General features: G+C 46.3%; 22 protein-coding genes. 14 read left to right on the top strand and 8 right to left on the bottom strand.

The features are described from left to right. Position 1: 1 nt before the first annotated feature. Complete coding sequence (locus H0G69_RS09325) at positions 2-610, bottom strand: Lreu_0056 family protein (protein WP_240164351.1); 609 nt, start codon at positions 608-610, stop codon at positions 2-4. A gap of 295 nt (positions 611-905) precedes the next feature. On the opposite strand from H0G69_RS09325, the gene H0G69_RS09320 reads away from it, so the two are divergent. The 4 genes from H0G69_RS09320 to H0G69_RS09305 are packed head-to-tail and all read left to right on the top strand — an operon-like array spanning position 906 to position 4,709. Next, positions 906-2,012 carry an ABC transporter ATP-binding protein gene (locus tag H0G69_RS09320; RefSeq protein WP_006500558.1) on the top strand — a complete coding sequence of 369 codons (1,107 nt, stop codon included), beginning with the start codon at positions 906-908 and terminating at the stop codon, positions 2,010-2,012. Then, positions 2,009-2,824, top strand: coding sequence for an ABC transporter permease (locus tag H0G69_RS09315; RefSeq protein WP_006500557.1), 816 nt, complete (start codon positions 2,009-2,011; stop codon positions 2,822-2,824). The genes H0G69_RS09320 and H0G69_RS09315 overlap by 4 nt, the downstream gene beginning before the upstream one ends. After that, positions 2,821-3,639 carry an ABC transporter permease gene (locus H0G69_RS09310; protein WP_034540649.1) on the top strand — a complete coding sequence of 273 codons (819 nt, stop codon included), beginning with the start codon at positions 2,821-2,823 and terminating at the stop codon, positions 3,637-3,639. The genes H0G69_RS09315 and H0G69_RS09310 overlap by 4 nt, the downstream gene beginning before the upstream one ends. After that, positions 3,636-4,709 (top strand): ABC transporter substrate-binding protein, encoded by a 1,074-nt coding sequence (locus H0G69_RS09305; RefSeq protein ID WP_056967571.1) that lies wholly within the window; start codon positions 3,636-3,638, stop codon positions 4,707-4,709. The genes H0G69_RS09310 and H0G69_RS09305 overlap by 4 nt, the downstream gene beginning before the upstream one ends. A gap of 49 nt (positions 4,710-4,758) precedes the next feature. On the opposite strand, the gene H0G69_RS09300 is transcribed toward H0G69_RS09305, so the two are convergent. Further along, on the bottom strand, positions 4,759-6,147 hold the full coding sequence (locus tag H0G69_RS09300; RefSeq protein ID WP_180304778.1) for an amino acid permease: 1,389 nt from the start codon (positions 6,145-6,147) through the stop codon (positions 4,759-4,761). Between the two features lie 198 nt (positions 6,148-6,345). On the opposite strand from H0G69_RS09300, the gene H0G69_RS09295 reads away from it, so the two are divergent. From H0G69_RS09295 to H0G69_RS09275, 5 genes are all read left to right on the top strand, one after another. Continuing rightward, positions 6,346-6,762 (top strand): bis(5'-nucleosyl)-tetraphosphatase, encoded by a 417-nt coding sequence (locus H0G69_RS09295; RefSeq protein ID WP_180304777.1) that lies wholly within the window; start codon positions 6,346-6,348, stop codon positions 6,760-6,762. Next, a complete protein-coding gene (locus H0G69_RS09290; RefSeq protein WP_048345838.1) occupies positions 6,762-7,322 on the top strand; it encodes a guanylate kinase in 561 nt (186 codons plus the stop codon). The genes H0G69_RS09295 and H0G69_RS09290 overlap by 1 nt, the downstream gene beginning before the upstream one ends. A gap of 38 nt (positions 7,323-7,360) precedes the next feature. Next, positions 7,361-7,807 carry a Fur family transcriptional regulator gene (locus H0G69_RS09285; RefSeq protein WP_180304776.1) on the top strand — a complete coding sequence of 149 codons (447 nt, stop codon included), beginning with the start codon at positions 7,361-7,363 and terminating at the stop codon, positions 7,805-7,807. Positions 7,808-7,896: 89 nt separating this feature from the next. Beyond that, positions 7,897-8,340, top strand: coding sequence for a hypothetical protein (locus H0G69_RS09280; protein ID WP_180304775.1), 444 nt, complete (start codon positions 7,897-7,899; stop codon positions 8,338-8,340). A gap of 14 nt (positions 8,341-8,354) precedes the next feature. Then, positions 8,355-9,176, top strand: a complete 822-nt coding sequence (locus H0G69_RS09275; RefSeq protein ID WP_180304774.1) for a DUF6681 family protein — start codon at positions 8,355-8,357, stop codon at positions 9,174-9,176. A 79-nt stretch (positions 9,177-9,255) separates the two neighbouring features. Here H0G69_RS09275 and H0G69_RS09270 read toward each other — a convergent pair whose 3' ends face one another. Both H0G69_RS09270 and H0G69_RS09265 read right to left on the bottom strand, forming a co-directional pair. Then, positions 9,256-9,921: a type 1 glutamine amidotransferase gene (locus tag H0G69_RS09270; protein ID WP_180304773.1), complete on the bottom strand. Its 666-nt coding sequence runs from the start codon at positions 9,919-9,921 to the stop codon at positions 9,256-9,258. Positions 9,922-10,010: 89 nt separating this feature from the next. After that, entirely contained in the window at positions 10,011-11,054 is a 1,044-nt protein-coding gene (locus tag H0G69_RS09265) for an aldose epimerase family protein (protein WP_180304772.1), read from the bottom strand. 216 nt (positions 11,055-11,270) lie between these two features. Here H0G69_RS09265 and H0G69_RS09260 point away from each other — a divergent pair, with 216 nt between their 5' ends. Continuing rightward, complete coding sequence (locus tag H0G69_RS09260; protein WP_109588098.1) at positions 11,271-11,837, top strand: TetR/AcrR family transcriptional regulator; 567 nt, start codon at positions 11,271-11,273, stop codon at positions 11,835-11,837. Between the two features lie 49 nt (positions 11,838-11,886). On the opposite strand, the gene hflX is transcribed toward H0G69_RS09260, so the two are convergent. The 3 genes from hflX to H0G69_RS09245 form a co-directional block, all read right to left on the bottom strand. Next, positions 11,887-13,167, bottom strand: coding sequence for a GTPase HflX (gene hflX / locus H0G69_RS09255; protein WP_180304771.1), 1,281 nt, complete (start codon positions 13,165-13,167; stop codon positions 11,887-11,889). A gap of 30 nt (positions 13,168-13,197) precedes the next feature. Further along, positions 13,198-13,845: a histidine phosphatase family protein gene (locus tag H0G69_RS09250; protein WP_034540672.1), complete on the bottom strand. Its 648-nt coding sequence runs from the start codon at positions 13,843-13,845 to the stop codon at positions 13,198-13,200. 79 nt (positions 13,846-13,924) lie between these two features. After that, on the bottom strand, positions 13,925-14,572 hold the full coding sequence (locus H0G69_RS09245) for a VTT domain-containing protein (protein ID WP_180304770.1): 648 nt from the start codon (positions 14,570-14,572) through the stop codon (positions 13,925-13,927). Positions 14,573-14,749: 177 nt separating this feature from the next. On the opposite strand from H0G69_RS09245, the gene helD reads away from it, so the two are divergent. From helD to coaA, 3 genes are all read left to right on the top strand, one after another. Next, positions 14,750-17,053: an RNA polymerase recycling motor HelD gene (gene helD / locus H0G69_RS09240; RefSeq protein WP_180304769.1), complete on the top strand. Its 2,304-nt coding sequence runs from the start codon at positions 14,750-14,752 to the stop codon at positions 17,051-17,053. A gap of 186 nt (positions 17,054-17,239) precedes the next feature. After that, the gene (locus H0G69_RS09235; RefSeq protein WP_033934721.1) at positions 17,240-19,333 is read left to right on the top strand and encodes an LTA synthase family protein; all 2,094 of its coding nucleotides are present in this window, start codon (positions 17,240-17,242) and stop codon (positions 19,331-19,333) included. 287 nt (positions 19,334-19,620) lie between these two features. Then, positions 19,621-20,544: a type I pantothenate kinase gene (gene coaA, locus H0G69_RS09230; protein WP_180304768.1), complete on the top strand. Its 924-nt coding sequence runs from the start codon at positions 19,621-19,623 to the stop codon at positions 20,542-20,544. Positions 20,545-20,943: 399 nt separating this feature from the next. Here the strand turns inward: coaA and H0G69_RS09225 are convergent, their stop codons facing one another. Then, positions 20,944-21,213 carry an ATP-binding protein gene (locus H0G69_RS09225; protein ID WP_180305441.1) on the bottom strand — a complete coding sequence of 90 codons (270 nt, stop codon included), beginning with the start codon at positions 21,211-21,213 and terminating at the stop codon, positions 20,944-20,946. 370 nt (positions 21,214-21,583) lie between these two features. Here H0G69_RS09225 and guaA point away from each other — a divergent pair, with 370 nt between their 5' ends. Beyond that, complete coding sequence (guaA, locus tag H0G69_RS09220) at positions 21,584-23,137, top strand: glutamine-hydrolyzing GMP synthase (protein ID WP_006500536.1); 1,554 nt, start codon at positions 21,584-21,586, stop codon at positions 23,135-23,137. The last annotated feature ends 39 nt before the right edge of the window (positions 23,138-23,176 follow it).

The raw sequence follows: 23,176 nt of genomic DNA, 5'->3' as shown, positions 1-23,176 counted from the left end.
ACTATTGATTCTGATTCAGATAGTCGGCTTCGCTTCTCAACTGGCTAACATAGCTGTTGACCTCATCTTTTTGACTCTGGGTGACATAGTAGTCTTTTTCCAGATTTGAGAGGGAAACGGTCTTAGTTTCAAAATGACCATCCGCTACGTTTTCCGAATCACTGACTTCCCACATTTTGTAGGTAACGGTATCGCCATCAACCTTGTAGTAAAGAAAACTGGTTGGATCGCCGTTTGCGGTAAGGTAGCTGTAGTCGGCAACCGCGTCATTGATTGGATTCTCGCCGGCTGGACTGTAGCAGAAGAAATCATTGCCAATATATTCTTTGAACCAGTCAGGCTCAACCAAGAGTGCCAGCATGACACCGGTCGTTTTATCATCTACTTTGGCTGTTTTGGCAGTACTGGAAGCTGTGGTGGAACTGTCTGAGCTACTACTCGCTTTTTGAATCTGGCTGTCAGAATGACTAGACTTTTTGGATGATGACTTGGCGGTGCTGCTTTGGGCTGCCGTACTGCTTGATTCTTTACTGGATGACGATTGACTGCCGCACGCGGTCAGCAGAAAGCATGATATTAAGGCGGAGGTGATAACAATGGATTTTTTCAATTCTCTTCTCTCCCTAAAATAAAATTCTTACCGAAAAATTATTTATTTATAATCAGCTTTTATAGGATAACTCATCTTGAATGAAAAGTTATAAAAATAATAAAAACTTTTAAAAACATAAATCAACACTAAAATAATCAGTCAGCGGATGATTTACCAAACCAGCATGTTCCACGTGAAACCTAATCGAATTAATTTGCTCTGAAAGGCGACAGATAAGTATCTTTCGGCGTATAATTGAGTTTGCTGTAATCGTGAAAAATTCGCGGAAATAAAAGATGAAAAGGAGAACATCGTGACCAATCAAGTAATTGAATTTCGGCATGTCAGTAAGCAGTATGATGATAACCTTGTGCTGCGCGACATCAACTTTACGATTGAGGCCGGTAAGTTCTACACGCTGCTAGGCCCTTCAGGATCAGGAAAGACTACGATCCTGCGAATTATTGCTGGTTTTGACGATGCTACCAGTGGCGACGTTATTTTTGACGGCCAGCGAATCAATGATATTCCTGCTAATCAACGACAAGTAAACACGGTCTTTCAAGACTATGCGCTTTTTCCACATATGAACGTTGCTGAAAACGTAGCGTTTGGCTTAAAAATCAAACGAATCCCCAAAGAAGAGATTGCCAAGCGGGTACAGGATGCTTTGCATATGGTGCAGCTGGACGGCTATGGCGAGCGTGAAATCACAGAAATGTCTGGTGGTCAGCGGCAGCGGGTTGCAATTGCTCGCGCGATCGTCAATCGTCCTAAAGTGCTGCTGTTGGATGAGGCGCTCTCTGCCCTTGACCATAAGCTGCGAGTGGAGATGCAGGCTGAACTGCGGGCTTTGCAGCGCCGCTTGGGAATCACCTTTATCTTTGTCACGCATGACCAAGGTGAAGCACTGGCAATGAGCGACCAGATCTTTATTATCAATGATGGTATGATTCAGCAGAGCGGTACGCCGGTTGATATCTACGATGAGCCGTTGAATCATTTTGTGGCTGATTTTATTGGCGAGAGCAACATTGTCCCTGGGATTATGAAAAAAGACTTTTTGGTCAATATCAATGGTCATGATTTCGAATGCGTTGATGCCGGCATGAAGCCAAATGAAAAGGTCGAAGCCGTCTTGCGCCCCGAGGATCTGGATATTACGACCGTTGATCAGGGAAAGCTGGTTGCAACGGTCGATACGCAGCTATTCCGGGGTGTTGACTATCAGATCATGGTTCATGACGAGGAAGGACACGAATGGAAGATCAATTCGATTCATAAAACGAAAGTGGGTGAAAAAGTCGGCATCACGTTTGATCCCGAAGACATCCACATCATGCGCTATCATGAAACCGAAGCGGCCTTTGATGCACGGTTGGACAGTTACGAAGGTGATGATGAGGAGGATGAACGTTGAAACAGCAAAAAATCTGGTTTGTCGTTCCCTATGCATTGTGGATTGTACTGTTTGTCGTGGCGCCGTTGGTCTTGATTCTTTATCAATCCTTTTTTAACATCAACGGCCAGTTCACGTTTGGCAACTATCAGAGCTACCTGACTTCCAATGTTTATTTAAGGATGACGTTCAATTCGGTCTGGTACGCGTTTTTGATCACGCTGATCACGCTTTTGATCAGCTATCCGGCAGCGTATGTGATCAACCGGCTACCGAATCGTCAGTTTTGGCTGCTGCTGGTCATTTTGCCAACTTGGATCAACCTGCTTTTGAAGACCTATGCCTTTATCGGACTGTTTAGTCAAAACGGTTCGATCAATCAGTTTTTGCGGTTTGTCGGTCTGGGCAGCCACCAGATTCTGTTTACTGATGCCAGCTTTATTTTTGTCGCGGCCTACATTGAGATCCCGTTTATGATTCTGCCAATCTTTAACTCACTGGCCGAGATCGATTCTTCGTTGATCAATGCCAGTCGTGACCTGGGCGCCAGCTCTTGGCAGACGTTTATGCACGTTGAGCTGCCATTGACGATGCCTGGGGTTAAGGCTGGGGTACAGGCAGTCTTTATTCCATCGCTTTCCTTGTTCATGATTACGCGTCTGATTGGCGGCAATCGTGTAATTACTCTAGGGACGGCAATTGAAGAGCATTTCTTGACAACGCAGAACTGGGGCATGGGTTCAACGATCGGTGTGGTATTGATCATTGCCATGTTCATCGTGATGTTTGCAACTGGTGATCGGCAAAAGAAAAAGGGGGGTCGTGCTAAATGAAGCATAAAATTAACTGGGGCGCGATCTATTTAGTAATCGTTTTTATTATTTTATATTTGCCGATTCTTTATCTGGTTGGCTTTTCATTCAGTTCTGGCAAAACGATGGAAAAGTATCAAGGCTTTTCATGGACGCACTATCAGACGCTGTTGCAAGATACACGAATGATTACCATTGTGATCAATACGCTGATCGTTGCCTTGCTGTCAGCGCTTTTGGCTACGATTATCGGAACGATGGGGGCGCTGGCGATTAAGCGAACCAAGAATGCCATGCGGAACACCCTGCTTTCGTTTAATAATGTTTTGATGGTTTCACCAGACGTTATTATTGGGGCCAGTTTCTTGATTCTGTTTACGGTGATTGGTATGAAGCTTGGTTTTTGGTCCGTTTTGCTCAGCCATATTGCTTTTTCGATTCCGATTGTGGTTTTGATGGTTCTGCCCAAAATCGATGAACTTTCGCCCACTCTGCTGGATGCAGCCGCGGATCTAGGGGCCAGTCCATGGCAGTCATTGACGCGAGTAATGCTGCCGGCGATTGCTCCAGGGATCATGTCGGGATACTTTATGGCCTTTACCTACTCACTGGACGACTTTGCGGTAACTTTTTTTGTAACTGGCAATGGTTTTTCGACGCTGTCAGTTGAAATCTATTCCAGGGCGCGACAAGGCATTGACTTGGAGATCAACGCGCTTTCGACTTTGATGTTCTTGGTATCATTGGCGCTGGTAATCGGCTACTACTTTATCAGCAAGCATGGCAGCAGCCGCAAAAATCAGATCGTAACGGTTAAAGAAGGTGATGTCCAATGAAAAAACTGCTGAGCTTTGCCATTGGCATCCTGCTGCTGTGCGGTGCGCTGTTTGGGTGCAATAAGCTGCTAAACCAAAAAGCAAACGATGGCGGCAATAAAACCTTGACGATCTATAACTGGGGCGACTACATTGATCCCCAGCTGATTACCAAGTTCGAGCATGAGACCGGCTATCATGTCGATTATGAGACTTTTGACAGCAATGAGGCGATGCTGACCAAGATTCGCCAGGGCGGTACGCATTATGATATTGCCGTTCCAAGTGAATACACCATTCAGCGAATGAAAAAAGAGCATCTGTTAGAGCCGATTGATCATCGCAAGCTGCCGAACCTCAAATATATCGATCCGCAGTTTTTAAATCTGTCGTTCGATCGGCATAATCGCTATTCAATTCCATATTTCTGGGGGACGTTGGGGATAGTCTATAATGATCAAAAGGTGAGTCGTAAAGATGTCTCACATTGGCGCCAGCTTTGGTCACCTAAGCTCAAAAACAATATCATGATGATCGACAGTGCCCGTGATGCGATGGCAGTGGCACTGATCACTCAGCATCATTCCGTCAACACGACCAACGCCAAGGAATTACGTGAAGCCGCTGATAAGCTTGATCAGCTGACGCCCAACATCAAGGCCGTAATTGCCGATGAAATGAAGATGTACATGGAACAAAACGAAGCGGCAGTCGGCATTACCTATTCTGGGGAAGCCAGTGAAATGATCAGTGTCAATTCACATCTCCACTACCTCGTACCAAGCGAGGGCAGCAACATCTGGTTTGACAACATGGTGATTCCCAAAACGGCTAAAAACAAAAAAGCAGCCTATGCATTCTTGAATTTCATGCTGGATCCCAAGAATGCCGCGCAAAATGCTGAATATATCGGCTATGCAACGCCAAATAAGGCTGCCAAAAAGTATCTGCCAAAGAGCGTTACCAGCAACCAGGCTTTCTATCCGCCAAAACAAACAATGAAGCATCTGCAGGTTTATCATGACTTGCCATTAAAAGACATTGGCACCTATAATGACCTGTTCTTGGAATTTAAGATGTTTAAAAAGTAACTAAAAAGCTGACCGAAAAATTTCGATCAGCTTTTTTGATTGACGTTTATTATTCAGTGGCCAGCTTGCTATGACGATAGCCGTAGCCAAAGTAAAGTGCCAAACCAATTAAGAACCAGATGCCGGCCCCAATCCAAGTATCAAGGGAAAGGAACGACATCATGAACAGGCAGGCACAGCCAGAAATGATTGGCAAAACGGGGAACCAAGGAACGCGGAAGCCGCCTTGGTTGCCGATGTCCTTGCGCTTACGCAATGGAATGATCCCAAATGAAACCAGCGTAAATGCCAGCAATGTACCGATATTAACCAGATCAGTCAGCCGATCCAGGGAAACCAGCCCACCCATCACGGCGATAATCGCTGCGACGATCCAAAGTGAGATCTTCGGCGTGCTGGTCTTAGCATCCAGCTTGTTCAAAAATGATGGCAAGAGACCGTCACGACTGATAGAGTAGATCAAACGGGATGAAGAGTAGATCATGGTAAACATCATGGTTGCCATCCCAATCAGTGCCCCAATTGAAAGCAGGGCAGCCAGCCAGTCTTGGTGAACGGCCTGCAGCGCAAAGGCAACCGGATTGGCAACGTCAAGCTTGGTATACTTAACCATCCCAGTCAAGACGATTGAAACGCCCATGTAAAGCACGGCAGCGACCAAAAGTGTCCCGATAATTCCGATTGGCATGTTCTTTTGCGGATTCTTGACTTCGGCAGCTGAGCTTGAGATACAGTCAAAGCCCAAAAAGGCAAAGAAGACTGTCGTTGCCCCCTTGAAGACCCCATGCATACCATATGGAAGGAATGGCTGGTAGTTGGCTTTCTTGATGAAGAAGGCCCCAACAACGATGAAGGCAACGATGATTGCAATCTTGATCGCGATGGCAATGTTGTTGACCCGAACCGATGAAGTCATTCCAAATGAAAGCATCCAGGTAATCAGTAAAACGATGATGATTGCTACAATGTTGACATAGGTGCCATGTGCAGGATCAAAAGGACCAGACAGTGCTTTGGGGATATTGATTCCACAGCTGGCCAGCAGTGAATTGAAGTAGGCTGCCCAGCCAGTTGAAACCGAGGCGACTGCCAGCATGTATTCCAATACCAGCGCCCAGCCCATGATCCAACCGATAAATTCACCGTAGACCACGTTACCATAAGAATAGGCGCTACCGGCAACCGGCATGGCAGAAGAAAACTCAGCATAGCACATTCCCGCTAAAGCACAGACAACCGCTGCCGCCAGAAACGACAGTGAGACGCCAGGCCCTGCATCGTTGGCTGCCACGGTCCCAGGTAAAATAAAGATCCCCGTCCCAATGACCGCACCGATCCCCATGGCCATCAAATCGCCAGCCGACAGCGACTTGACGAATTTGTTATCGGCTTTGAGGTAGCGTGAGAGGCTTTCTTTACGAAAAAGATTTAAACTCATCCGACCTTAACCACCTTTGTTATAATATCCAATAGCTTAATAAATTTAAGTGATAGCTTATCATAGGCAAAGATAATGAGCAATAATTGCGAAATAATTATTGGATTTACCGAACAAAATAAGCCATAATGACAGTAATAATCATAATGTCATAATCATTAAAAGTCAATTAGAAAAGTATTAAGGAGGAGCTTGGAAATGGCGATTGAAAAGACTGCAGGTGCCGTAGTTTATCGAAATAACGATCAAGAAATTGAATACCTGCTGCTGCAAAGCACAAACGAAGGTAATTTTTGGGGCTTCCCCAAAGGTCACGTTGAGGGCGATGAAACGCTCCTAGAAACGGCGCAGCGTGAGATTAAAGAAGAAACCAGTCTGGTCCTGCCAATTGATACCAGCTTTTCTGTCTACACTGAATATGACCTGCCCAACGGCAACCGGAAGCAAATGACGCTTTACACGGCCGCACTGCCTAAGGATGAGAATCTGCATCTGCAGGCTGAAGAAATTAAGAATGCCGGTTGGTTCAACTATCAAGATGCTCGCCAACGCTTAACCTATGACAACTTAAAAGAATTGCTGGATCAGGTTAATGCTCATTTAACACAGGCATGATGGATCAGCAGCATAAGGTTTTTGTAATTACTGGCGCGGCGGGAACCGGTAAAACGACGGTGGCCAACTATCTAAGAAAAAAATACGATATGGCCAAGGTAATTACGCATACGACACGCTTGCCGCGAGCCAATGAAAAAGATGGCGTCGACTATTATTTTGAGACGCGTTCCTCAATGCAAAAGCGGCATTTATTAGAACAGGTTGAATATGATCATCATCTATATGGCTCTTCAATTGAGGGGCTGGAAAACGGCTGGCGGCATCATCAATTTGACGTGATCGTTTTGGATACCAAAGGAGCGTTGACGTACCGAGCCAAGTTGGGCGATCAGGCCGTCATAATCTTTTTGACGGTCAGCCATCCGCAACAGCTTTTTGAGCGTCTGCATATCAGAGGCGATCACCCAGATGCAATTGAGTCGCGGATCAACAGCTGCGAATATCAGCGTGATCTGTCGCTGCCGCAAGAATTGAAAGGTCAGGCAATTGAGCTTGTCAATGATGATTGGGCAATGACGCAGCAAAAACTGGATCAATTGCTCAGCCGATACATTTGAAGATAAATGTGCTAAAATCATAATTTCAAAAAGGACGGATGAAAAAAATGACGGATCCTAAAGCACAAGCCATGGCAGTCTTGCAGAAGAATCATCTGCGCGTCACCAAGCAGCGAAAAACGCTGATTGATTTGTTGGTTGCCAATCCGGATCGCTATGTCAGTGTTACTGAGGTTGACAAGCATATGCGCCAGGCATTTCCTGGTGCCAGCCATAACACGGTCTATCGCAATCTGGAAGAGTTTCAAGAGATCGGCCTGGTTGAATTGAGTTCGCAGTCTGGCGGCATGGTGGTTAAGTATCGCTGTGACGAATCGCATCACCATCACTTTATCTGTCAGCGCTGCGGTCGGGTGCAGGAGATTCAGCTGCCAACGATTGATTGGGACTTTTTGACTCAGCAGCTGCCTGGCGCCGAGATTACGGGACATAGCTTTGAGCTGTATGGATTATGTGCTCAGTGTCGTCAGCTGGCTTCGCATTAAATTCATCAATTCTTATTTTTTTCGCAAACTCTCACTGGCAATTTTTGCGCTAAGATAGAGAGCAGACGACAAAAGGAGAGAAAAAAGCAATGAAAACACCACCGTTTGTGACGCCATTTGCGCTGGTTTCATTGGTTTTGGCGTTAGGTGCTACCAACGTGGTGGTCAACAAAGCCACCAATACCAGTGAAGGGGCTAAAATCGTCAGCACTTCATCGACTAGTCAGAGCACCAGTCAAAAAGACGATCAAGACAGCAGTCATAGCAGTGATCGCAAAAAGCCAAGCAGTGAAAGCGATCCGGATGTGCAAAGCAGTCATCAGACCAACAGTGTTGATGAGGAGTCAACGACTAAGACCTCATCAGCTAAAACGACCGACAATACTACGGATAATGGTACGACTGCTGGTACCGGCACTACCAGCTCATCGGCCAATACCACCAGTCAGACTACCGGCACGACGACTGATAACTCGACTGGTACCAACTCGACGACTGGCACGACGACAACCACGACTGACACCAATCAATAAGGGGGATCGCGACAGTGCTTAGTTTTCTAGACATGATCAATCATTGGCTGGGATATTTTAATATCAATGCCAAGCTGAAAAATCGAATCTACATTATCATTGCCTTTTTGGGTGATCTGTACCTGATCTACGTTACCACGCGCCTTTTGATCAACCATGCATGGTTGCGGGGGCTGCTATACTGCCTCGCCGTGATTCTGATCACCTATTGTCTGTACATCAACGCGGTCTACTACTATCTAGACCGCAACTCACGGTTTGACTTTTTGTCGCCTTGGCTTTCAAAGATTACCGGGGTCGTTCCCACTGCTGAGGATGCCAAGCCAAAACGCAATGCTCGCGTCATCAACAATGCGCCAAATGGCTACTTTACTCATCAGGATATCATTCCAGCTCAAGTGGAGGTTGATGAGCACGAGCAGCATAATCTGCAGCGCGTCGTTCGAGAACTGCTGGATGACGGGATTTTTACTGCGGATTATGATGGCTTAAGCGACAGTCAGATCGTAGCAGAAACTGCAACGGGTGAGTCGGTCTATGCGCTTGACTCGCAACAGACGCCGCCTTATTTTGAGCTCTACCATGACAAGCATCTGCGGCGAATTGAGATATACATGGGCTTGAATCAAATGGAAAAACTGGCGGTCGGTCATATTGCCAAGGTCGGTTTGACGGACATTCATACTGCCCACGAGCAATACGAGCTCTATTTAGCCAATCTGTTCGTGACGGGTGGACCGCATAAGATTGCCGGTCGCAATGGCTCAACGATCTTAATGGATGGTCAGTATGGCCTGGTTGCCAACGTTGCCTATCGCGATCGAGAAAAACGCTAAAAGCAAAAGCTGTTGATTAGTTTATGCTAACCAACAGCTTTTTTGATGCATTGATGATTTTGATAAGACAGACAGTGAGCTATTCGTTGATCCAGTCCAAAATCTTAAACATGGTCGCGGTATTTTCTTTAGGCACGGGATGAGTAATGATTTCAGCCGGGGTCTGATTAAGAATTGATCCTGCTGCATAGTCGCCATCATTGACTACGATCTCGCGGACGTTATCGGCCAGCGGCTCAAAGTGAAACTGCAGCCCAACAACGCGATGGCCATAAACAAAGCCCTGTTCTTTTAAGCCGGCTGATGAGTAGAGCAGCTGGGCACCATTGGGAATGGTAAACATCTGCTGATGCCAGTGCAGAACGGTAGATGTCTCAGGCAGGTCAGGAATTACATCGCTCTTTAAGAAGACAGGAGCCCAGCCAACTTCTTTAACGGGCGCGTCTTTAACCGTGGCTCCCAAAGTCATTGCCAGCTGCTGTCCGCCAAAGCAGGCGCCAAACATTGGCTTGTCCTGGGCCAGCAGTTCTTTGATTAATTGCCGCTCTTTTGCAATCCAGGGCAGATCATCGTTAGGACTCATCGGACCGCCTAAGATGACCAGCATATCGGTTTCATCAGCCGTGGGCAGCTTGTTGAACTGGGCAGGATGATAGACGTAGATCTCGTGGCCGCGCTGGTGGGCCCATTCACTGATTACGCCAGGTCCTTCGTTGGGGGTGTGCTGCAAAACGTTGATTCTCATTAATCGATCAACTCCTTGTTTTAGAACTTATTCTATATCAAAACCGACAGCCTGTCTTGCTGGCTGCCGGTTTTTAATATCAGCTTTGATTAAAATTCAATTGCGTAAACGATGCGGTGGTGAGCTGGTTTGCCAGGACGCAGGGTAATATCGCCAAATTCTGGATGGTGAGGCGTGTCAGAAAGCGTTTGGGCTTCCATTGCCAGCGCACACCATGAGGCACTTGGCCGGTTGAATTGGAGCGACTTGTCCATACCATTGGCAGTGTACATTACCAGACCATTGCGATCTGAGTACAGCTTCATCTTGCGGCCACTGGCAGGGTCAGACAGCGTGGCAACTGGTTCGTGGTTGACGTTCGTGCTTGGTTCAACCTGCCAGATGTCATCAAAACCGCCTTCTTTAGTACTCTTCATTTCATTGAGCGCATCGCCCAAACGACGAGGAGTCTGGAAATCAAATGGCGTGCCGGCATTTACGAGCTTTTTGCCAGTTGGAATCTTTTCATCGTCAACGTCTAAGTGGAACTTGGAGTTAACCTGTAATACTTGATCTTCAACGGTTGCCACGTCAGAATCGCCAAGGTTGAAGTAGGTGTGAACGGTTGGGTTGAACAGCGTGTTGGCATCCGTTTCGCCATCCAGATCGATTACGACACGGTTGTCATTGCTCAGTGAGTAGGTAACCGTAACTTTCTCATTGCCTGGGAAAGAGTCGATTTCAGGCGTCATGGTCTTGGTTAAGACAACTTTAACGGTATTTGGCGTCGTAACGGTTTCGGCTTCAAAGAACTGGTTGCCTAAACCATTCGGGCCACCATGAAGTGTATTACCGTTTTCATTAGTGTCGACGTGATACTCCTGACCATCGATCGTAAACTCGCCCTTAGCCAGACGTCCGGCAACACGGCCAATCACTCGGTTGTTGCACATGCCGTTGTCAGTAAAGTGCTCAATGTCGGCTGCGCTTAAAACCAGGTTGACGCGCTTGCCGTCTTTGCCTGGAACCGAGATTTCCTGTAACAGACCGGCATAGTTTAAAACGCTGACCTGCATGTCCTGATCGTTGATAAGCGTGTATTTTTTGACTTCTTGTCCTTCAAAAGTACCGAAACTGCTTTCTTTAATTTCCATAATTAAATCCACCTCTTAAAAAGCAAACGTTTTCATAAAAAGATTGTACCATATTACGCTAGTTTGTGATTAAAAATACCAAAAATAAGACAAATCAAGAAAACATATTAATTGAACTGTCTTTTAAAAGAACTATAATACTAAGAAAGATGTTTTGTGTCATAAAGCAACGTTTTATAATCTAAGTATAATCTCAAAATAGAAAGGCCGATTTTAATGAAAATGAATCGAACAGTTCGAGATTTCCAAAATGCTCTGGAAAGCTTATTAAAGACTCACCAGTTTGGACATTTGACAATCGATCAAATTTGTAATGAGGCACTGTTGCATCGAAGCAGCTTTTATCGTTACTTTCATGATAAGTATGATCTGCTGGAACAGACGATCAGTACGCGCTTGAACATCTTGATTGATCAGTCAGATCGCAATGAGGATGAATTTGTTGAAATCTTGATCAAGTATGTCAGCGACAATCGTGACATCTTCCGCAATCTAGCCGATAGCAGCTCGCAAAGCTCTTTGTACGGCGAGATTATGAAGATCGTCAGTGAGATTCTGCTGCGGCAGCGTCATGATCCTGAAAATCAGGACACGATCGTTACGGCTTTGCGAAACTCAAAGAACCCAGAAATGCTGGCTTATATTTTGAGTGGTTCGATTCTGGGGGCCTTTTATTGGTGGCGGCAAAATAACTATGAGGTTCCGCAGCAAGACGTTATTGATTTTGTTAAGCAGTCAATGCACAATCTTTCGGATCGATTGGAACACGATGGTTTAAACTAAATGTTTCAAGAAAAAAATCTGACATCGATGCAGTCGATGCCAGATTTTTTTAATTTTTAATGACGTAGCGTTCAAAGCGGGCAAAATCTTGCGGTGACATCTCGACTTTGAGCCGCGTACCGTTGTTGAGATATTCCGTCTCTAAGATATTGCAGTTTTCATTGATGTAGGAAACCGTTCGTCCATCGGCAAATGGAATCAGCAGCTCGGTCTGTACGTAGTCTTTGAAAAGATGACGACGCAAGGCCTGGACCAAGAGCTGAATAGATTCATCATCCTTGGCTGAGATAATAATCCGGTTATCGCCTTCCATGACTGGATATTCAAACTTGGTCTGGTCAGCTTTATTAAAGACATACAGCATTGGAATGTTTTCAATGCCAATCTGTTTGAGCGTCTTTTCGGTCGTGCGCATCATAGCTTCATAGTTAGGGTCAGAATAGTCGATTACCTGAATTAAAAGATCAGCACTGGCAGCTTCTGCCAAGGTTGATTTAAAGGCTTCGATCAGATGAGTAGGCAATTTGCTGACAAAACCAACCGTATCACTGAGCAAAAAGCGTTTTTGATCGGGCAGCGTTAATTGACGCACGCTGGTATCCAGAGTGGCAAAAAGCATGTTCTTTTCAAAAACCTGCTTTTCTTCAGAAACCCCGAAACGACTGACCAGCTGATTCATAATGGTCGATTTGCCGGCATTGGTATAGCCAACCAAGGCAGCTGTTGGCGTATCGCTTTTTTCTCGCTTAGCCCTTTTAACGTCCTCAGATTTGGCGATTTCTTTGAGTTCAGCCCGCAAATGACTGATTTTATGGTTGATGGTCCGCCGATTCATTTCCAGCTTGGTTTCACCGGCACCACGGTTGGTAAAGCCAGATCCGCCACCAGTCTGCTGGTCAAGCCGCTGATTGGCAGCCGTCTGCAGACGCGGCAATTGGTACTGAAGCTGGGCAATCTCGACTTGAATCTTGGCTTCACGACTTTGCGCGCGCTTGGCAAAGATTTCCAGAATCAAGGCAGTCCGGTCCAAAATCCGGACACCGGTTTGATCAGCTAGGTTCTGCAGTTGACTTGGCGTCAGTTCGTCATTGGCGATTACCGTAGCGACTTCTTCAGCCTCGGCCAGGTGACGCAGCTCTTCTACTTTACCGGAGCCAAAGTAGGTCGCTGGATTAGGCCGATCCAAGGCTTGGTCTAAACGATCAATGACTTCCATTTGGTTGGCTTCGGCCAGGGCTGCCAATTCTTCCATGGAATACTCATAATCTTCCTGGTCCATGTTGAGGCCAATGATAATTACTGGTTCCGCACTTTGTATATTAGTGTCCATTAACAGAAAGTTCCCCCTTTTAGCAAGGTTTTATTCAGGCAAGCTCAGTTGATTGTAAAAGACGATCTCGGTTTGATCTGGGGTCAAGGAAAGTTTTGTGATACTGCCATTGACGGGGGCATCGTTGGCCAAGGTCTTGTCTTTGGCATAGCGGCTGACGATTGAGCGAATGGCTGCACCATGAGAAACAACGACGGCGGTACTGCCATCGGGAAGATTGCGCAGCCGGTCCAAACCTTTGTCCATGCGCTGCCAGAATTCGGCATCGTTTTCAGCCAGATGGAATGGGTCAGCAGCTTTGGTGATATCGCGCGCCTTTTCAACAGAATACTTGCTGACCAGCTCGTCATAGGAACGGCAAAGACCAATGTTCATGGAAGCCGCAGCCGTGTCCTCGCCTTCAAAAAAGCCGAAAAAGACTTCCCGAAAGGCTGGATCTGGCTCTGGATGAACGATCTTGGTAGGATGGCTGGCTGCCAGCAGTTCTGCGGTTTTAACTGTCCGTCGCATATCGCTGCAGAAAAGATAGTCAAAGTCTATCTTGGCCAAAGCCTTGCCCACGCGCTTGCCGTCTGCAATGCCTTTTTCGGTCAGTGGTGCATCTGACCAGCCTTGATATTTGTGGAACAGGTTCAAGTAGGTCTGACCGTGTCGAACGAAATAAACATTTACTGCCAAGGGAAAAAACCTCCATTATTCTGTACGTTGTTTAGTATTCAGTTTACCATTATTCCACGGTAAATTGTACGAAATTGCGTTAGAGGTTGCGTTCAATAATATGCCGGCGGATCCGTTTAATGAGATTGAAAAAGACGGCTGGCAAAGATCCGCAGATGACCAGACCCAGCAGCAGCGTTGAAAAATGGGCCTGTACAAATGGAATGCTGCCAAGATAATATCCCGCCAGCGCGCCGGAGACTACCCAGATGGCCACGCCTAAGACATTGCCAAGCATGAAGCGGCCAAAGCGGTATTTGGCGATGCCGGAAATCAGCGGGACAAAGGTGCGGATCAGCGGGACGAAACGCCCAAAAATGATCGCACGCAAACCATATCTGCTGAAAAACAGCTGGGCTTTCGCCATAGTCGGACCAGCCAGCTGCCGCTTGAGCCAGGGCCATTTAATCAAGCGAGTACCGATCAGATAGTTAAGCGTGTCGCCCAGCACGGCCGCGATAAAAAAGCCGGGTACTAAAATGCTCATCTTGACCTCGGCACCGTGCAAAGCAGCAAACGAAGACGTGACAAAAATCAGCGACTGTCCTGGCAGCCAAGGAAAAACAACCAGACCAGTTTCCATAAAGATCAGGCTAAATAATATGACGTAGGTCCAGCTGCCCAGTGAATTGAACAAAGGGAGGACCACTTGAGGAATATGCGTCAAAGCATACAAGAGCTTAGCCATTGCTTCCACCTTCAAATCAGCTTTTGAGATTATTCTAGTATTTTGTGACCATCTAAACCAGACTGATGGCGATAAGTTAAGCAAACCTTATGCGGACAAGTCTTGATAACGGAATCGCGGCGCAAAAAATGTTATAATTCTAAGATTAGATTTTCAAGACAGGAAGGATGTTCGAGTTTGACAGAATCAATCCAACAATACGAACAGCATCATTTGGAGCAGGTCGTTAAAGAAGTTCGCAAGGCTGAGGAAAAAGCCAGCGGTACGATTGAAAACGCCAAACGGGATGTGAAGGGCCTGAGCAAGCAGTTCAATGATATCCACATGAATACCACGACTTATTCGGGGATGATGGATACGGCCATGTCGGTTCGCGCCCAGCAGCAGATGCTTGACGAGCGGGAAAACAGCTGGCAGCATGCCGCCGATCGTTTGAGTACGCTGAAACGCTTGGAAGCCAAACCGTATTTTGCCCGTATCGATTTTTTGGAAAAAGGTGCGCAAAAACCTGAAACCATTTATATTGGCCTGGCCTCGTTCTCTGATCGTCCGGACCATTTTCTGGTATATGACTGGCGGGCACCGATCTCTTCAATCTATTATGATGGCAAGCTGGGACCGGTCACTTATGAAACCCCCGTTGGCAAGCAGGAGGTCGATGTCAGACTCAAGCGCCAGTTCCAGATCGAGGATGGCACGATCGTCACGCTTTATGATACCGATGAGGCCGTAACCGATCAGATGCTGCTGAGTGCCTTGGGAACCCATTCCAGCACCAAGATGAAGAGTATCGTAACGACGATTCAAAAAACGCAAAACGAAATCATTCGGGATGCCAAAGATGAGTTGCTGTTTGTTCAAGGAGCGGCTGGTTCTGGTAAGACGGCTGCCGTTTTACAGCGCGTGGCTTGGCTGCTGTATCGTTATCGCGGCAATCTAACGGCCAGCCAGGTAGTTTTGTTCAGCCCCAACCAACTGTTCAACGACTATATTGATCAGGTGCTGCCAGAACTGGGCGAGCACAATATGGTTCAAATGACCTACTTCCAGTACGTTAATCGGCGGGTGCCAAGACTGCACGTTCAGACGCTCCAGCAGCGCTTTGAAAGCAGTCAGGCAGCAGTCGATCAAAACATCAATCGCCTATTGACGAGCTTAAGCAGCTTTAAAGCAGTTGGTGCCTATGCCAAGGCGCTTGGACAGCGGGGCCTGCGCTTTCGGAATCTGATGTTTCATGGCAAGCCGTTTTTTACCAAGGAACAAATCAAGACGATCTATTACTCATTCAATCGCAACTATAACCTGGGCAATCGTCTGGATGCGACCAAAGATGCGCTGGATCATCAGCTGAGAAGCCGAGTTGGCGGGGCCATACGCTCAAAATGGGCAGAAGCAGCCGTCCAAAGTCTCAGCAAAGAGCAGATGGACGCGATGATGAACAATCGGCCGCGCGAGTTTGAATCAGACAAGCAGGAATACAACTTCTATGCCAAGCAGATCGTTTTAAAGGAGTTCGCGCCGATTCATCGAGCAATTCGTCATAACATGTGGATCAACATCAATGCACAGTATCTGCTGTTTTTAAAGGCCTTGCCAAAGATGGTTGATCTGCAGAAGTTTGATTTGACCGAGCAGCAGTGGGCGGCATTTATCGAAAGAACCACACAGGATCTGAAAGAGCGGCAGATCAGTGCTGCCGGCATCTCAATCTATCTCTATTTGTATGATCTGCTGACGGGTAAGCGCGGCGAACGTGATATCCGCTATGTCTTTGTCGATGAGGTTCAAGACTATGATGCGTTCCAGCTGGCCTATCTCAAGTTTAGTTTCCCCAATGCTCGCTTTACGCTGCTGGGCGACCTTAACCAGGCAATCTTTACGGGCGCCAACAGTCGGCAATTGCTGCGGCAGCTGGGTACGATGTTTGATCCCGAAAAGACGAAAGTGGTTCAGCTGACCAAGTCATATCGCTCAACTAAACAGATTACCGATTTTACCAAGCATATTCTCAAAGATGGCGAAAAAATCGAGGCCTTTGAGCGTCAAGGCAAGCGGCCAAGCATCTACCAGCTGACAAATCTAAACGATGCCGTCGCACAGGTCGTCGCGGTTCTAAAAGACTATCAAAAACAGCATGATGCAGTTGCCATTATCGGTAAGACCCTGGCTGACAGTGAACAGATCTATCAGCTGCTGGCTGAGCAGGGCGTTAAGGTAACCTTGATCCGGACTGAAAATCAGCGGCTGGTTGATGGCGTGCTGGTCGTACCTTCATACCTGGCAAAAGGGCTTGAGTTTGACGCGGTGATCGTCTGGGATGCCAACGACCAGAAGTATCATGGCGACGGTGAGCGGCAGCTGCTCTACACGATCTGTTCGCGGGCGATGCATGATTTGACGATCGTCAGCGTGGGGCAGGCCAGTCAGCTGTTTGCCGATGTGCCGAGTCAAGAGTATGAACTGACGGATCGTTTATCATAGAATCTTCAAATTTAATGATGGTCAGGCGGGCTTGTAAACACCAATCAGTTAAGTCGGCTGCAGTCAATCAAGCTGAGATGCAAAAAAATTCCAAACATTTGTTAAAAAACGTTGAATAATCGTAACGACTAGGGATCTTTTATTGTATGATACCTAATGTTGATATTTTTTGATGGAGGAAAGATTATGAAAACAGCGTTGCAGAAGGTAAGGCGTGGCTTGAACACCAAGCTGGGCTTCTTTCTTCTCACGGTGCTCTTGTTTGCGATTAAGAGTTACTGGGCTTATAAAACCAAGTTCAACTTGGGGATTTCCGACAGTATGCAGCAGTTTTTGCTGGCGTTTAACACCTTGCCTGGGGCTCTGGTCTTTTTAGGCATCGCGCTTTATTTCCGCGGTCGGCTTTCATACTGGCTGATGATCTTAATTAATTTTCTGCTTTCGACCTGGCTGTTTGCCAATATTCTCTATTACCGAGAATTTTCCGACTTTATTACCTTTAACATCATCAAAGGTTCTGGAGCGGCATCAAACAACCTGGGCAAGAGTCTGATGGGTATCATTAAGCCAACCGACTTTTTGGTTTACGCTGATGTGATCATCTTGATCGTTCTGCTGGCTGCGCATTTTATTCGGATTGATATGCGTTACTTTAAGGTTCGCTATGCAATGACGATTACGATGATTGGCTTCGTGCTGTTTGGTGCTAACCTGGCCATGGCAGAAAAGGATCGCCCGCAACTGTTGACGCGGACTTTTGACAACAACTACATCGTCAAATACTTGGGACTGCAGGCTTATACGATCTATGATGGCGTCAAGACTACCCATAACAGTGCGGTTAAGGCTAAGGCCAACAGCAATGACATCAAGCCAGTCTTGAAGTTCTTAAAGAAAAACTATGCTTCGCCAAATATTGAATATTATGGGCAGGCAAAAGGTAAAAACATCATCATCATCCACTTGGAAAGCTTCCAGCAGTTTATGATCGATTACAAGTGGAAAGGTGAAGAGGTTACGCCAAACTTAAACAAGCTTTACCATGCCAGCGATACGATTTCGTTTGACAACTTCTTCAACCAAGTTGGCCAAGGGAAGACAGCCGATGCGGAATTGATGCTGGAAAATTCGCTGTATGGTCTGCCAGAAGGTTCGGCCATGGTTACTGACGGGACGACCAACACGTTCCAGTCGGCGCCAGCTCTGTTGGAACAAAAGCTGGGCTACACAACGGCCTCATTCCATGGCGACGTCCCTAGCTTCTGGAACCGTGACAATGCCTACAAGAGCTTTGGCTACCAGTACTTCTTTAGCAAAGACTATCTGCCAAAGGTTAAGGATGAGAACATGGGTTATGGGGTCAAAGACAAGCTGTTCTTAAAGGAATCCGCATACTATCTGGAACAGCTGCCACAGCCATTCTATGCTAAGCTGATTACGGTCTCGAACCACTATCCTTACATCATTGACAAGAAGAACACTTCAATCAAGTCATGGAATACCGGTGACAGTACGGTTGATCATTATGTTCAGACTGCGCGCTACCTGGATGAATCAGTTGGCGAACTGCTCAACTACCTGGATTCAACCGGCCTGCGCAAGAATACGATGCTGGTTCTGTATGGTGACCATTATGGAATCTCCAACAACCACAAGGCAGCTATTGCTCAGATCTTGGGCAAGAAGTCAGTTGACAACTATGACCTGGCAATGTTCCAGAAAGTACCGTTTATGATCAACATGGAAGGCTTAAAGGGTGGCGTCAACCATACTTATGGTGGTGAAATCGACGTTCTGCCAACCATTGAGGATCTATTGGGCATCAGTTCCAATAAATACGTTCAGTTTGGTCAAGACCTGCTTTCTAAGAACCGCAACCAGATCGTGCCATTTAGAAATGGTGACTGGGTAACCAACAAGTACACCAAGTACAATGGGGATTACTACTACACCAGCAGCGGCAAGGAGATCAAGTCGCCAACCAAGGCCCAGAAAGCCGAGTTTGCCAAGATTCAAAAGTATGTCACGACGGATCTTGGTCTGTCTGATAAAGTCGTCAATGGCGACCTGCTGCGTTTCTACAAACTGAAAGGCTTTAAGACAGTCAACAAGAAGAGCTACTCGTACACGCTGAAGAATGGCTTGAAACAGCTTAAACAGGCGCAAAAGAAGAGCAAGACCAGCTTGAAGAGTCAAAACAACAACCAATCAACGCTGGATCAATACACGACCGATGCACCTGAATTAAAAGGCGTCACGCTGAAGTTCCCGACTAAATAATCCAAAAGCTCAGTCGCTTAAACGGCTGAGCTTTTTTAGTGAGCATCTTTCAATATGGCTGATATGCTGGTAAAGCGATGACTGCAGCAGAACCGGTTATTACGATAGGCGCGATACACCATTTATCAAAAGCTTGATGTTGGAACAGGGACCGCACTGTAATATTAGTTACACCGTGCCAAACGCGAAAGGATTACGATTTATTTTGCATTTGCGAACGTTTTCACCCATGGCAATCGTTTGTGATAAAATTAAAAAAGAAATTTGACAAAAAGGATTTAAAGAACATGGATGAATGGCTGAATTATGATCGCTTTGATCGTGAAACCTGGCATAGTTTTTTCCCCTATGGCAAAACTTTCTTAACCCAGGAAAATCTTGAGGATATTAAGTCGCTCAATGACCAGATTTCGCTAACGGACGTACGCGAGGTCTATCTGCCTTTAATTAAGCTGATCCAATTGCAGTATCAAAACTACTTGCAGATGCAGCTGCAGAAGATGACTTTTTTGCGTAAGCCGATGCGGCGAATTCCCTATATTATCGGCATTGCTGGTTCAGTGGCAGTCGGCAAGAGTACTTCCGCGCGCCTGCTGCAGATTCTGCTAAAGCGTCTGATGCCAGATAAACAGGTTGAGCTGATTACAACTGATGGCTTTATCTATCCCAATCGTGAGTTGGAAAAGCGAGGAATCATGGCGCGCAAGGGATTTCCGGAAAGTTATGATATGGAAAAGCTATTGACCTTTTTAAATGACGTCAATGCCGGCAAGGATTACGTACAGGCACCGATTTATTCGCACAGTGTCTATGATATTGTTCCGGACGAGTACCAGGTAATTGAGAAACCAGACGTCTTAATCGTTGAAGGAATTAACGTCTTGCAGTTGCCGACTACGCAGCGAATCTACGTCAGCGACTTTTTTGATTTTGCGGTTTATATTGATGCCGAACCCGAATTGATTGAACAATGGTACTTAGAACGATTCGGCATGCTTCTGGATACGGCTTTTCAAGATCCAAGCAACTACTACTATCCTTACACCAAGGGCAGTCGTCAACAAGCTTTTGCGATGGCTCGGAAAGTGTGGGATACGGTCGACTTGCCAAATCTGCGCGACTATATCCTGCCAACGCGCAATCGGGCCGATGTGATTCTGCATAAAGCCGAAAATCACCATATTGATCGGATTTATCTGCGAGAAGACTAAGGAACGTTACCCAAGTCATGATGGCAATTGTCAGCAGTATTGCTTAGTGATGTTGGGATCTTGCTGACAAAGCTTTCTGGCGGGGAATAGCGATGACTTTTTGGAAACCTGGCAATGTGAGACGGTTAAGGTAAGCCGGTCTTGTGAAGAAAATGGTCCCCTAAGCTGCTATGGGGCTTGAAACTACCTACTATTCCTTGATTTTTCGCATAATTTGGTCCAATCAATGCTTAGCAACGATTTTTACGCTCATTGTCAGCTGAATCTACAATAAAAAGCGCTCCAACAAGCCTGCTTGCTGGGGCGCTGTGTTTTGGTCGGGGATTTTGCGATACCGTGACTGGTTATCAAGAGTACGGCCGTAGTAGTCTATTGTGTTTTTGCAATGCCGCGACTGGATTACTTAAGACTTTTAAAGCTGGCAGTAAAATAGATGGTGTCGTCTTTCCAGTTAACGCTTAGGCTGCCTTTGAAGTTTTTGACCAGGTTTTGGGCGATTGAAAGACCAATCCCAAACCCAGATCTTTTTTCATTGTTATGCGAGGTGTCATTACGGTAGAATCGTTCAAAGAACTTATTGTAGTCAACGTTTTTGCCCTCTGCATAATTGTTGCCGACTTTGAGCAGCACGTTTTTGCCATGTTTGTCGGCACTGACGTCAACGAAGATTGTACCATTCTATAAAACGTATTGCTGATATTAATTAATGTTAACTCAAAATCGGTCTTAACTTAAGAAATAAGACTGAAGAATAATTAAAATAAAGTTTAAGAAATTATTCACTTAGCCTCAGTCAGTTTGCATCAACTGAAGCTTGATTAACGATTGCCAGTTCGGATATTAAGCGTTTGCTGACTTAACAGCCGGCTGATTTTAAATTAATCGTCCGTAAATATGGTATGAGAATTCTAATTTAACGAAATATGTTAGGTAAACCAGGGTATAAAATCATCTTGAGGATTGACCTTGTTCGGTTTTACCCGTAAAATAGCCTTTAGATTTAAAAACAATGATCTTTTACAAAAGGAGTGGAAACTAAGTGGCTAACGTCAATCTTGATGCATTCGACAAGATCCTCGTGCTCGACTTCGGTAGTCAGTACAACCAGCTGATTACGCGCCGGATTCGTGATTTTGGCATCTATTCCGAATTGCTCTCCCACAAGCTGAGCGCTGAAGAAATCAAAGAAATGCATCCCAAAGGCATCATTTTCTCTGGGGGCCCCAACAGTGTCTACGCAAAGGACGCCTTTAAGGTCGATCCAGAAATCTACAAGCTGGGTATTCCAATTTTGGGGATCTGCTACGGCATGCAGCTGATGTCTTATGATCTGGGCGGCAAAGTTGAGCCAGCCGACGATTCTGAATATGGCCGAGCTGATATTGAAGTTATCGATGACGACGCGGTAATGTTCAAGGGCCTGCCAAAGAAGCAGTATGTCTGGATGAGCCATGGCGATCGCGTCGTTGAGGCACCAGAAGGCTTTAAGGTCGTTGCTACCAGCAAGAACTGCCCAATCTCAGCCATCGCCAACGACGAAAAGAAGCTTTATGGCATTCAGTTCCATGCCGAGGTCCGCAACAGTCAATATGGTCTGGATATTCTGAAGAAGTTTGCCTTTGACGTTTGTGGGGCAAAAGCAAACTGGTCAATGGACGACTTTATCGACATGCAGGTTGAAAGCATCCGTAAAGAAGTAGGCGACAAAAAGGTTATCCTGGGCCTTTCCGGCGGGGTTGACTCCAGTGTTACGGCTGTTTTGATCCACAAGGCAATTGGCGATCAATTAACCTGCATCTTTGTTGATCACGGCCTGCTGCGCAAGAACGAGGCTGATGAGGTAATGAACGCCTTGAGCCGCGACCTGGGTGTTAAAATCGTCAAGGTTGATGCCGCTGATCGTTTCTTGGGCAAGCTGAAGGGCGTTTCTGATCCAGAACAAAAGCGGAAGATCATTGGCAAAGAATTCGTGGAAGTCTTTAACGAAGAAGCCAAGAAGATGAAGGATGCCGAATACCTGGCCCAAGGTACGCTCTACACCGACGTTATCGAATCCGGGACCGACACGGCGCAAACCATCAAGTCGCATCATAATGTCGGCGGCCTGCCAAAGAAGCTCGGCTTTAAGCTGATCGAGCCATTGCGCAGCCTGTTTAAGGATGAGACTCGTGAACTGGGCGAAAAGCTTGGTATTCCACATGATCTGGTTTGGCGTCAGCCATTCCCAGGTCCTGGTCTGGGGATTCGGGTCTTGGGCGAGATCACGCCTGAAAAGCTGGAAATCGTGCGGGAAAGTGACGCGATCCTGCGTGAAGAGATCAAGAAGGCTGGTCTGGATGAAGAAATCTGGCAATACTTTACGGTGCTGCCTGGCATTCGTTCCGTCGGCGTAATGGGTGACGGTCGGACCTATGACTACGCGGTTGGTATCCGCGCCGTAACCAGTATCGATGGGATGACGGCTGACTTTGCCAAGATTCCATGGGATGTCTTGCAAAAGATTTCGGTTCGCATCGTAAATGAGGTTGATCACGTTAACCGGATTCTTTACGATGTCACGAGTAAGCCGCCTTCGACAATTGAATGGGAATAGGGATTGATTAAAGAGAAAAGCCGATATAACGGTATTTCT

The sequence above is a fragment of the Limosilactobacillus mucosae genome (assembly GCF_013423865.1).
GTDB classification, from domain to species: domain Bacteria; phylum Bacillota; class Bacilli; order Lactobacillales; family Lactobacillaceae; genus Limosilactobacillus; species Limosilactobacillus mucosae.
The sequence above is the reverse complement of the archived record's forward strand: the minus strand, read 5'-3'. Positions and strand labels throughout refer to the sequence as shown.